6 protein-coding genes are annotated in these 12,312 nt (G+C 69.2%); all 6 read left to right on the top strand.

The window, feature by feature from the left end; translation table 11 throughout:
- Window positions 1–45 precede the first annotated feature (45 nt).
- The 6 genes from U5O44_RS20515 to U5O44_RS20540 are packed head-to-tail and all read left to right on the top strand — an operon-like array spanning window position 46 to window position 12,300.
- Entirely contained in the window at window positions 46–2,559 is a 2,514-nt protein-coding gene (locus U5O44_RS20515) for a DNA internalization-related competence protein ComEC/Rec2 (RefSeq protein WP_322590235.1), read from the top strand.
- Complete coding sequence (locus U5O44_RS20520) at window positions 2,556–3,989, top strand: circularly permuted type 2 ATP-grasp protein (protein WP_322590236.1); 1,434 nt, start codon at window positions 2,556–2,558, stop codon at window positions 3,987–3,989. Before U5O44_RS20515 ends, U5O44_RS20520 begins: the two co-directional genes overlap by 4 nt.
- Window positions 3,990–3,994: 5 nt before the next feature.
- Window positions 3,995–4,951: an alpha-E domain-containing protein gene (locus U5O44_RS20525; RefSeq protein WP_322590237.1), complete on the top strand. Its 957-nt coding sequence runs from the start codon at window positions 3,995–3,997 to the stop codon at window positions 4,949–4,951.
- 26 nt (window positions 4,952–4,977) lie between these two features.
- Window positions 4,978–8,592 (top strand): transglutaminase family protein, encoded by a 3,615-nt coding sequence (locus U5O44_RS20530; RefSeq protein WP_322590238.1) that lies wholly within the window; start codon window positions 4,978–4,980, stop codon window positions 8,590–8,592.
- Window positions 8,593–8,626: 34 nt separating this feature from the next.
- Entirely contained in the window at window positions 8,627–11,278 is a 2,652-nt protein-coding gene (locus U5O44_RS20535) for a circularly permuted type 2 ATP-grasp protein (protein WP_416222205.1), read from the top strand.
- A complete protein-coding gene (locus tag U5O44_RS20540) occupies window positions 11,269–12,300 on the top strand; it encodes a transglutaminase family protein (RefSeq protein ID WP_322590240.1) in 1,032 nt (343 codons plus the stop codon). The genes U5O44_RS20535 and U5O44_RS20540 overlap by 10 nt, the downstream gene beginning before the upstream one ends.
- Window positions 12,301–12,312: the final 12 nt, after the last annotated feature.

The following is a 12,312-nucleotide window of genomic DNA, read 5'->3' on the forward strand; positions in this document are numbered from 1 at the left end:
GGAATCCTACACTGGCCGGAAACGGTGGGTCGAGGGGAGGCGATGGTGGGGGCGCTGCGCAGCGGACGAGGGGAGTGGTGGCAGTGGACGGCGGCTGGCTGTCTGCTCGGCACTGCCCTGCAGTTGCAGCAGGCGACGCTGGCCGACGGGGTATGGCGTCTGGTGGCGCTGGTGCTGGCGGTGGTGGCTGGTGTGGCGGGCGCCACGGGGGTTGCCCGGCCCGGCCGTCGGCCCCGTGTGGGGGGCCTCTGCTTCGCCTTGTCCGCGGCCTGTCTGGCCTGGGCGGTCACGGACTGGCGGGCGCAGCAGCGACTCGCGGACCGGCTCGACCTCCGGCTGGAGATGCACACGATCTGGGTGACCGGCGTGGTGTCGGGCCTGCCCCAATGGCGCCCGGACAGCGTGCGCTTCGATCTCCTGGTCGACCAGGGCGCGCAGGCCGCTCCGGCCGGTGTGCCGCGGCATGTGCGTCTGGCCTGGTATCCGGCTGCGGAATCCGCAGGCTTCACGGCCGAGACCATGCCACGGGCGGGTCAGCGCTGGCGTCTGGCGGTGCGCCTGAAGCGGCTGGACGGGCCCGTCAACCCCCACGGCTTCGACGCGGTGCTGGCGCTGTTCGAGCGCGGCGTGGGGGCGGTCGGTACGGTGCAGACGCGTGCAGGACAGGCGGCGGTGCTGCTGGACGACACCGGCCGTGCCCCGGTGGACCGCCTGCGCCAGGATCTGCGCGACCGTCTGCGCCAGCAGCTGGGGGACACGCCAGCCGCCGGACTGCTGGCCGCCCTCAGTGTCGGTGACCAGGCGGCGATCGAGCGCGCGGACTGGGCCGTGTTCCGCAGCACGGGTGTGGCGCATCTGGTGTCGATCAGCGGCCTGCATGTCACCTTGCTGGGCTGGCTGGGGGGTGTCGTGATCGGTTGGTGCTGGCGTCTGCGCGCGGCCTGGTTGCTGTGGTTGCCCGCGCCGGTGGTGGCCCGCTGGGGCGGGTTGGCCGTGGCCGTGGGGTATGCGTTGCTGGCGGGCTGGGGCGTGCCCGCGCAGCGCACCGTGCTGATGCTGGCCATCGTCGTGCTGCTGCGCAGCGGTGCGCGGCGCGGGCCGGGCGGGCACATCCTGCTGGTCGCGGCGGCGGCCGTGGTGCTCTGGGATCCGTGGGCGATGCTGCAGGCCGGGTTCTGGCTGTCCTTCGTGGCGGTGGCGCTGCTGATGCTGGGCGGGGATCCGCCGCCTGACCAGATGCCGCGCGGCGGCTGGTGGGCGGCTGCCTGGATCCAGCTGCGCCAGCTCTGGCAAACCCAGTGGATCGCCACGGTGGGCCTGGCGCCGTGGACATTGCTCTTCTTCCAGCAGGTGTCGCTGGTCTCGCTGCTGGCCAATGCCGTGGCGATCCCGGTGGTGACGCTGCTGATCACGCCGCTGGCCTTGCTCGGGCTGGTGGCGTCACTGGCCTGGCCGCTGGCGATTCCCGTCATCGAAGGGCTGATGCAGGTGCTGGAGGCGATGGCGGCGTGGCCCTGGGCGAGCGTGCATCTGCCGGCCGCACCGTGGTGGGCGCAGGGCATGGGCGTGGCGGCCGGTGCCTTGCTGGTGGCGCCGCTGCCGGTGTGGGTGCGGCTGGCGGGGCTGCCGCTGCTGCTGCCGATGCTGTGGCCGGCGCTGCCGGTGCCGCCTGCGGGCGAGTTCGAGCTGCTGGCGGCGGATGTGGGCCAAGGCAATGCGGTGCTGGTGCGCACGGCCCGCCACCATCTCCTCTACGACACCGGTCCCGCCTACGGGCGCCACGGTGAAGCGGGCAACGCGGGCGAGCGGGTGCTGGTGCCGCTGCTGCAGGCGCTGGGCGTGCGCCGGCTCGATACACTGGTCATCAGCCACCGGGACAGCGACCACAGCGGCGGGGCGCAGGCCGTGCTGGACGCCCTCCCGGTCGGGCTGGTGCAGAGTTCGCTGGAGCCCGGACATACGCTGCGCCAGCGTGCGCCCCACCAGCGCTGCACCGCGGGCACACGCTGGGTCCGGGACGGCGTGCAGTTCGAGCTGCTGCACCCGGACGCGGCAGACCACGACCGGCCGGCGGTGGCCGTGCTGCGGCCGAACGCGGTGTCCTGTGTGTTGCGCGTGGCCTCCGCCAGCGGCCGGGTGCTGCTGCTGACCGGCGACATCGGCCTGGACCAGGAGCTGAGGCTGGTCATCCGCCAGCCCGAACGTCTGCGGGCCGACGTGCTGCTGGTGCCGCACCATGGCAGCGGATCGTCGTCCAGTTTGCATTTTCTCAATTCCGTGCGGCCGACCTGGGCTATCGTGCAGGCAGGTCGCCACAACCGCTACGGTCACCCGGCGTCCGGTGCGATGGCGCGTTATGACGCCCAGGGCATCGCGGTGATCCAGACAACCCAATGTGGTGCATGGCACTGGCGCAGTGCCGATGGTTCACATTGGTGCGCACGAAATCAGCGCGTTCGCTACTGGCACGTGCATGACGCGGTCCCCCGAGCGGACGATGGCCCTGATATTGCTAAGCCTTTCATGACAGTGTTCAACGATCAACCACCACCCCCATGAGACCGATGTTCGACGAAATGAATGCCACCGGCACTTCGGTGCGGGAACACTATCGGGCCTATGAGCGCTGGCTGGCCCAGCAGCCGCGCGAGGTGATGCATGCCCGGCGCGAAGAGGCCGAAATGATCTTCCGGCGGGTCGGGATCACGTTTGCCGTCTACGGCGACAAGGATTCCGGCGAAGGCACCGAGCGGCTCATCCCCTTCGACCTGATCCCCCGGGTCATTCCCGCCCATGAATGGCGCGAGATGGAAAAGGGCCTGAAGCAGCGGGTCACCGCGCTCAACCGCTTCATCCATGACGTCTACCACGGACAGGAAATCGTCAAGGCCGGCATCGTGCCGGCCGACCAGATTCTCTCCAACGCCCAGTTCCGGCCCGAGATGATCGGTGTCGATGTCCCGGGGGGCGTGTACTCGCACATCTCCGGCATCGACATCGTGCGTGCAGCCAACCCGGACGGCAGTGGCCAGTATTACGTGCTGGAAGACAACCTGCGCGTGCCCAGCGGCGTGAGCTACATGCTCGAGAACCGCAAGATGATGATGCGGCTGTTCCCGGACCTGTTTGCCGGCCACCGCATCGCCCCGGTCGCGCATTACCCCGACCTGCTGCTGGAAACGCTGCGCGAGGTGGCCCCGAACGGCGTCAACGACCCGACGGTGGTCGTGCTGACCCCTGGCATGTACAACTCGGCCTACTTCGAGCACGCCTTCCTGGCGCAGCAGATGGGCGTCGAGCTGGTCGAGGGGCAGGATCTGTTCGTCAAGGACAACTTCGTCTTCATGCGCACCACGCGCGGCCCGAAGCGGGTGGACGTGATCTACCGCCGGCTGGACGACGACTTCCTCGATCCGCTGGTCTTCCGGCCGGATTCTTCGCTGGGCTGTCCGGGGCTGCTGTCGGTCTACCGCGCGGGCAACGTGACGCTGTCGAACGCGGTCGGCACCGGCGTGGCCGACGACAAGTCGATCTACGCCTATGTGCCCAAGATGATCGAGTTCTACCTGGGCGAGAAGCCGATCCTCAACAACGTGCCGACCTACCTCTGCCGCGAGGCCGACGACTACAAGTACGTGCTCGACCACCTGGACGAGCTGGTGGTCAAGGAGGTGCACGGTGCCGGTGGCTACGGCATGCTGGTCGGCCCGGCCGCCAGCAAGGCCGAGATCGCCGCTTTCCGCGAACAGCTCGTCGCCAACCCGAGCAACTACATCGCGCAGCCGACCCTGAGCCTGTCCACCTGTCCCACCTTTGTCGAATCGGGCGTGGCACCGCGTCACATTGACCTGCGACCCTTCGTGCTGTCGGGCAAGTCGGTGCAGATGGTGGCCGGCGGCCTGACGCGCGTGGCGCTCAAGGAAGGCTCTCTCGTTGTCAATTCCTCGCAGGGCGGGGGCACCAAGGACACCTGGGTGCTGGAGGACTGAACCAAATGCTGTCAAGAACTGCTGATCACCTCTTCTGGATGTCGCGCTACATGGAGCGCGCCGAGAACACCGCCCGCATGCTGGACGTCAACTACCAGACCGCGCTGCTGCCACAGTCGACGGCGGTCTCGGAGCTGGGCTGGCGTGGCCTGCTGAGCATCTCCGAGCTGAGCGGCGACTTCGCCCGCCGCTACGGCGAGGTCACCGCCAAGAGCGTCATGGACTACATGGTCCGCGACGAGCGCAACCCGTCGTCGATCTTCTGCTGCCTGCGGGCTGCGCGCGAGAACGCCCGTGCGGTGCGCGGCGCGCTGACGACCGAAGTCTGGGAAACCACCAACCAGACCTGGCTCGAATTCAACCGCCTGCTGCGCGAGAACACCTTCGAGCGCGACCCGAGCGCGCTGTTCGAGTGGGTCAAGTTCCGCTCGCACCTCTCGCGCGGCGTGCAGGTCGGCACCATGCTGCAGGACGAGTCGCTGCATTTCGTGCGCATCGGCACCTTCCTGGAGCGCGCCGACAACACCGCGCGTCTGCTGGACGTGAAGTTCCATGCGGTGGAGAGCGACTTCTACGGCGCCGCCGATGCCCGCGACCAAGAATATGACTTCTACCACTGGTCGGCGATCCTGCGCTCGGTGTCCGGCTTCGAGGTCTACCGCAAGGTCTACCGCAACGTGATCCAGCCGGAGAAGGTGGCCGAGCTGCTGATCCTGCGCCAGGACATGCCGCGCTCGCTGGCGGCCTGCACCCAGGAAGTCGTCGCCAACCTGAAGCTGGTGGCGCCGGACGCCACGTCCGAGACGCTGCGCCGCGCGGGGCGCTTGCATGCGGATCTGGAATTCGGCCGCATCGACGAGATCCTGTCGACCGGCCTGCACGCCTACCTGACGCAGTTCCTCGACCGCGTCGGCGACCTCGGGGCCGGCATCAGCCGCGACTTCCTCGTGGCCGTTCACTGATCCAGACCACAAGAAAGCACTCTCCCGTGTCCATCCACGTCGCGCTCAGTCACGTCACCCACTACACCTACGACCGCCTGGTCAACATGGCGCCACAGATCGTGCGCCTGCGCCCGGCGCCGCACTGCCGCACGCCGATCCTGTCGTATTCGCTGCGGGTCGAGCCCGAGACCCACTTCATCAACTGGCAGCAGGATCCGTTCTCGAACTACCTCGGCCGCCTGGTCTTCCCGGAGCCGACGCGCCAGTTCAAGGTCACCGTCGACCTGGTGGCCGAGATGTCGGTCTACAACCCGTTCGACTTCTTCCTGGAGCCGAGCGCGGAGAACTACCCCTTCGTCTATGAGGACGGTCTGAAGCAGGAACTGGCGCCGTACCTCGTCGCCGAACCCGCCACGCCCGCCTTCCAGGCGTTTCTCGACACGATCGACCGCAAGGAAGTGCGCACGATCGACTTCCTGGTCGGCCTGAACCAGCGCCTGCAGAGCGACATCCAGTACGGCATCCGGCTGGAGCCGGGTGTGCAGACGCCAGAGGAGACGCTGACGCTGAAGTCGGGCTCGTGCCGCGACTCGGGCTGGCTGCTGGTGGAGACGCTGCGCCACCTGGGGCTGGCGGCGCGCTTTGTCTCGGGCTACCTGATCCAGCTGAAGTCGGACGTGAAGGCGCTGGACGGCCCGAGCGGCACCGAAGTCGATTTCACCGACTTGCACGCCTGGTGCGAGGTCTACCTGCCCGGCGGTGGCTGGATCGGTCTGGACCCGACCTCGGGTTTGATGGCCGGTGAAGGCCACATCCCGCTGGCCTGCACGCCGCAGCCGTCGAGCGCGGCCCCGATCAGTGGTGCCGTCGACAAGTGCGAGGTCGAATTCAGCCACGAGATGCGGGTCACGCGCATCTGGGAATCGCCGCGGGTCACCAAGCCCTACACCGAAGACCAGTGGGGCGAGATGCTGGCGCTGGGCGAAGCGGTGGATGCAGAGCTGGTCGCAGGTGATGTGCGTCTGACGATGGGCGGCGAGCCGACCTTCGTGTCGGTCGATGACCGCGACGGCGCTGAATGGAACACCGACGCGCTCGGCCCGACCAAGCGCCTGTACGCGCAGGAACTGGTGCGCCGGCTGCGCGACGAGTACGGGCAGGGTGGTTTCCTGCATTTCGGTCAGGGCAAGTGGTACCCGGGCGAGCAGCTGCCACGCTGGGCACTGTCGATCTACTGGCGCAAGGACGGCCAGCCCTGCTGGCACAACCCGGAGCTGTTCGCCGACGAGCGCGACCCGCACCAGTACACCGCCGAGGATGCCCAGCGCTTCATCCGCCTGCTCAGCGCCAAGCTGGGCATGACGGACGAGTTCGTGCAGACCGGTCACGAGGACACCTGGTACTACCTGTGGCGCGAACGCCGCCTGCCGGTCAACGTCGACCCGTTCGACAGCCGGCTGGAGGACGAGCTGGAGCGGGTGCGTCTGCGCCGGGTCTTCGCGCAGGGGCTGGAGGCGCCGATCGGCTATGTGCTGCCGCTCAAGCCGGAAGCCGCGCCCGGCCTGGTCGGCCCGCGCTGGGTCACCGGCCCGTGGTTCTTCCGCGACGAGCGCATGTACCTGATCCCCGGCGACTCGCCGATGGGCTACCGGCTGCCGCTGGACTCGCTGCCCTGGGTCGCCAAGAAGGACTATCCGTACCAGATCGACCACGATCCGTTCGCCCAGCGCGATGCGCTGCCGGCGTCGTCCCAGATGCGCAGCCAGTACGCCGCGCACGTCATCGGCGGTGGTTTTGCCGAAGGCGGCACGGTCGCGCTGCAGCGCGGTGGTCCCTCGGAAGGGGACTATGCCTTCGGTGATGTGTTCGGGGCGGATGGAGCCGGGGCACGGGTTGGCGGTGATATCGGCTCGGGCTCCGGCTCCGGGTCGGGGTCGGGGATTGGCGGTGGTGCTGGCACTGGCACCAGCCTCGTAGCCGACACAGGCACCGGTCCGGGTGTGGCGCCGCGTGCTGCTGCGCTGTCGCCGCTGTCCGCACTGAGCGCGGAGGAACTGGCCCGCCACCCGCAGCGCTTCGAGTCCGCACACTGGATCACGCGCACCGCGCTGTGCGTCGAGGCACGCGACCCGCGCCGCGCCAATGGCCCGAAGGCCGAAGGTGTGGGCCAGGCGACCGGCGTGCTCTATGTCTTCATGCCGCCGCTGGCGCATCTGGCCGACTACTTGGATCTGCTCGCCGCCGTCGAGGCGACCGCCGAAGACCTGGGCGTACAGATCGTCCTCGAAGGCTACCCGCCACCGCGTGACCCGCGCCTGACGGTGCTACAGGTCACGCCGGACCCGGGGGTCATTGAGGTTAACATCCACCCGGCCCACAGCTGGCGCGATCTGGTCGCGCAGACCGAGTTCCTCTACGACGCAGCCTGGAAGACCCGCCTGTCGACCGAGAAGTTCATGCTCGACGGCCGCCACACCGGCACCGGCGGCGGCAACCACATGGTCATGGGCGGCGCCACGCCGGCGGACTCGCCGTTCCTGCGCCGGCCGGACCTGCTGGCCTCGCTGCTGACCTACTGGCACAACCACCCGTCCCTGAGCTACCTGTTCTCGGGCATGTTCATCGGCCCGACCAGCCAGGCGCCGCGTGTCGACGAGGCCCGCAACGACCAGATCTATGAGTTGGAAATCGCGCTGGCCGAGATCGAGCGCAACAAGGCCATCTACGGCACGGACATGCCGCCGTGGCTGGTGGACCGCACGCTGCGCAATGTGCTGATCGACGTCACCGGCAACACGCACCGCAGCGAGTTCTGCATCGACAAGCTGTACTCGCCGGACTCGTCCACGGGGCGGCTGGGCTTGCTGGAGCTGCGGGCCTTCGAGATGCCGCCGCATGCGCGCATGTCGATCGTGCAGCAGTTGCTGCTGCGCACGCTGATCGCCCGCTTCTGGAAGGAGCCGTACCGCGCGCCGCTGGTGCGCTGGGGCACCGAGCTGCACGACCGCTTCCTGCTGCCGACGTTCGTGAAGATGGACCTCGACGACGTGATGGCCGACCTGCAGCAGGACGGCTATGCCTTCGACGCACAGTGGTTCGCGCCGCACTTCGAGTTCCGCTTCCCGAAGGTGGGCGAGATGTCGGCCCGCGGTGTGCACCTGACGCTGCGCAACGCGCTGGAGCCGTGGCACGTCATGGGCGAGGAGGGCGCGATCGGCGGCACGGTGCGTTATGTCGATTCGTCGCTGGAGCGGATCGAGGTGCTGGTCACCGGGCTGGTCGATCCGCGCCATGTGGTCACCGTCAACGGCGAGCCACTGGCATTGCAGCCGACCGGCCGGGTGGGCGAGTACGTGGCGGGGGTGCGCTACCGCGCCTGGCAGCCGCCGGCCGCGCTGCACCCGACCATCGGCGTCCACGCGCCGCTGACCTTCGACCTGGTCGACACCTGGAACAACCGCTCGCTGGGCGGCTGCCAGTACCATGTGGCGCATCCGGGTGGACGCAACCACGACACCTTCCCGGTGAATTCGTTCGAGGCCGAGAGCCGCCGTCTGGCGCGCTTCTTCGCGATGGGCCACACCCCGGGCAAGGTCGTGCCGGGCGTGGCGCAGCGCAGTCTGGAGTTCCCCTTCACGCTGGACCTGCGCCGGAGCTGATCCGGGTCAGGGTCCGCCACTGTGGCTGTCCCGCATGTCAGAAAAGCCGGCATCGGTGCATGATGCACCGATGCAATCGAGTCTTCTCCCCGATGAAGTGCCCGAGGCCGCCGTGTTGGCGGCCTCTTCTGCCTTGCACGGTACTACTGGGCACCGTGACGAGCTGCGCGGTTTCCTGACCGGCTCCCCGGGCGCTGCCGGTCCGCTCGACCTGGCGCCGGTCTGGAAACGCTTTTTCAATGTCAACGGCACCGAGGGCTGGCTGGATCTGGCGGCCCGTCTGGCCCGTGTGCAGCGCCGTGTGCGCGAAGACGGGGCGACCTACAACGTCTACGCCGAGGGTGGCGACAGCGCGCGGTCGTGGCCGCTGGAGCTGCTGCCGCTGCTGATCACCCCGCAGGAGTGGACCCGCATCGAGGCCGGCGTGAAGCAGCGCGCACGGTTGCTGGACGCCGTGCTGTCGGACATCTACGGCGCGCAGGATCTGCTGCACGACGGCTTCCTGCCGCCCTCGCTGGTGCTGGCCCATCCGCAATACCTGCGGCCGATGCATGGCGTCAAGCCCGCGGGCGGGCACTGGCTGCAGATGGTGGCCTTCGATCTGGCACGCCGGCCCGACGGACAGTGGCGCGTGGTCGGCCACCGTTCGCAGGCGCCGTCCGGTTTGGGCTATCTGCTGGAGAACCGGCTGATCATCGGCCAGCAGTTTCCCGAGGCGTTCCGGGAACTCAAGGTGCAGCGGATCGCTTCGGCCTTCCGCGCCTTGATGGACGGGCTGCTGCGTGTCAGTCCGGGTGGAGAGCGTTCGCGCGTGGCCTTGCTGACACCGGGTCCGCGCAACGAGACCTACTTCGAGCATGTCTTCCTGGCGCGCTACCTTGGCGTGACGCTGGTGGAAGGGTCGGACCTGACCGTGCGCCACCAGAAGGTCTACCTGAAGACGCTGCACGGGCTGGAGCGTGTGCACGTGCTGCTGCGCCGGGTGGACGACGAGTGGCTCGATCCGCTGGAGCTGCGCGGCGACTCGGCGCTGGGCGTGCCCGGGCTGGTGCAGGCGGTGCGCGCGGGTGAGGTGGTCGTGGCGAATGCGCCGGGGGCGGGTGTGCTCGAAAGCCCGGGCCTGAGCGCGTTCTGGCCGGGCGTAGCCCGGCGGGTGCTGGACGAGGAGCTGCTGCTGCCGGCCCACACCAGCTGGTGGTGCGGCGAGGCCAGCGTCTGGGCGGCCAACCGGCGCAAGCTGCGCGAGTTCGTGATCGTGCCGACCTTCTCTCCCGGCGCGGTGACGACGAGCTTCGCGCCCGTGATGGCCAGTGAGCTGGACGGCGAGGCGCTGCGCCAGTGGGAAGCCCGCATCGACGCCGATCCGGCCGCCTACACGCTGATGGCGCCAGCCCGGCCCTCCGAGCTGCCCGTGTGGCGGGCCGGGCGGCTGGAGCCACGGCCAGTCGTCGTGCGGGTCTATGCGATGTCCGACGGCGAGGGCGGCTGGTGCGTGCTGCCGGGCGGCCTGACGCGTGTGGCCAAGCGGCGTGACGGGGACGGGCCCGGTGCCGGTGGCACCGATGCCTACCTGTCCATGCAGTCCGGCTCCGCCAGCACCGACACCTGGGTGCTCACCGAGGGCAAGGTCGATGCCACCACCTTGCTGCCCCGGCCGCTGGAGCCGGCCGAGCTGGCGGACTGGCGGCGCGTCATCACCAGCCGTGCCGCGGAGAACCTGTTCTGGCTCGGCCGCTACACCGAGCGGGCCGAAAACTCCGTCCGCCTGGCGCGCCTGACGTTGGAGGCCCTGCCGGCCGGCAGCACGGCCGTGCTGCAGGTCATGCACGGGCTGCTGGTGCGCCACGGCATGATTCCGGCGGCCGTGCCGCTGCCGGCGCATCCCTCCGGCCAGGCGGCGCGTGTCTTCGAGCGCACGCTGATCCACGCCATGGGTGACCCGCGGGCCGGCGCCAGCGTGGCCTTCAACCTGCAGGCGCTGCGCGGTTGCGCCGAGGCCTTGCGCGAGCGGCTGTCCACCGAGCACTGGGGCTTGATCAAGCACCTGAGCGAGCTGTTTCCGCGCCAGCTCACCGCCATCGAGGCCCGCGAAGGGCATGAGCCGCTCAGTGATGTGCTGGGCGTGCTGAACCAGGCGGCATTGCATCTGGCGGCCATCACCGGCGCCCAGACCGACCGCATGACCCGCGACGATGGCTGGCGCCTGCTGAGCGTGGCGCGCCAGATCGAGCGGCTCGACATGCTCGCCAACGGTCTGGCCACCGGGTTCAAGGCGGGTCTGACGGAGAGCGACGACGGTTTTGCCCTGCTGCTCGGGCTGTTCGACTCGACCATCACCTACCGGGCGCAGTTCCAGGCCCGGCGCGAGGTGCCGCCGCTGCTGCACCTGGTCGTGCTGGACACGGACAACCCCCGCTCGCTGGCCTGGGTCGCGCGCACGCTGCGCGAGCGGCTGCGCAAGCTGGCGCGCCACGACCCCGTGTGGGCCGAACAGATCGTGCAGGCCCTGCCGCGGCCGGAGGACTGGTCACTGGAAGTCCTGAGTTCCCGCGATGCCGCCGGGCGCTACACCGCGCTGCTGGCCGCACTCCAGAGCTGTTCCACGGCCGTGCTCGGCCTGTCCAATGAAATCAGCCGCCACCTGTTCTCCCATGTGGGACCGGGCGATCGCACCGTATGGCAATAGACATCGACACCGATACCGACACTGACACTGACACTGACACCGCAGATCCTGCACGCCGGTCTGCAGTCACGCTGCGCGTGCTGCATGAAACCAGCTACGCCTACGACGCGCCGGTGGAACTGGCCCACCACCTGGGTCACCTCCGGCCGCGCGACACCCCGCTGCAGCGTGTCTGCGAATGGCAGCTGTCCGTGGCGCCGCAGCCCGATGTCGCGGACGCCGAGGCGGAGGCTGATGCCGACGCCTTCGATCCCCGGGTCATGGTGACGCAGGGCGTGCACCAGAGCGTCGACCCCTGGGGCAACCACCGGGCGAGCTTTTCCCATTCGCGGGTCCATGACCGGCTGGTGGTGATGTCCAGCTTCGTGGTGGAGATCGCGCCGCGGCCGGTGCTGCAGCCGGAGCGCAGCCCGCCCTGGGAAGCCGTCGCGGAGCGGCTGCGCTACCGGCCGGGTGCCGGCTTCGACGAGGCGGTGGAGTTCACGCTGGGCTCGGCCTATGCGCCGCGCGAGGCCTCGCTGGCGCGCTTCGCGGCGCTGGTGTTCCGGCCGGGCACGCCGCTGATCGCCGGGGCGCTGGCGATGATGCACCTCATCTTCCGGCACTTCGCCTACAAGCCGCTGGCGACCTCGGTCAATACCCGTGCGCCGGAGGCCTTGGCACAGCGCCAGGGGGTCTGCCAGGATTTTGCGCACGTGATGATCGGGGCAATGCGCTCGATCGGGCTGGCGGCACGCTATGTCAGCGGCTATCTGCTGACCCGGCCCCCACCGGGGCAGCCGCGGCTGATCGGCGCGGATGCCTCGCATGCCTGGGTGTCGGTATGGTGCCCGGTGCACGGCTGGGTGGCGCTGGATCCGACCAACGCCGTGCCCGCGGGCACCGACCATGTGACGCTGGCCTGGGGCCGCGATTACGCCGATGTCGCACCATTGCGGGGCGTGATCCGTGGCGGTGGCCGTGCGGAGCCGCGGGTGGCGGTGACGGTGGAGCCGTTGGCGCAGGCCTCTGATCCAGCGTGAAGTGCTCGGGTT

The sequence above is a fragment of the Sphaerotilus sp. genome (genome assembly GCF_034519685.1).
Lineage (GTDB): Bacteria > Pseudomonadota > Gammaproteobacteria > Burkholderiales > Burkholderiaceae_C > Sphaerotilus.

What these genes read in the sequence shown, in the direction of transcription:
- U5O44_RS20520 (WP_322590236.1), top strand. Translation starts at nt 2,556, where the DNA reads ATGAGACCGATGTTCGACGAAATGAATGCCACCGGCACTTCGGTGCGG.
- U5O44_RS20525 (WP_322590237.1), top strand. Translation starts at nt 3,995, where the DNA reads ATGCTGTCAAGAACTGCTGATCACCTCTTCTGGATGTCGCGCTACATG.
- U5O44_RS20535 (WP_416222205.1), top strand. Translation starts at nt 8,627, where the DNA reads ATGTCAGAAAAGCCGGCATCGGTGCATGATGCACCGATGCAATCGAGT.
- U5O44_RS20540 (WP_322590240.1), top strand. Translation starts at nt 11,269, where the DNA reads ATGGCAATAGACATCGACACCGATACCGACACTGACACTGACACTGAC.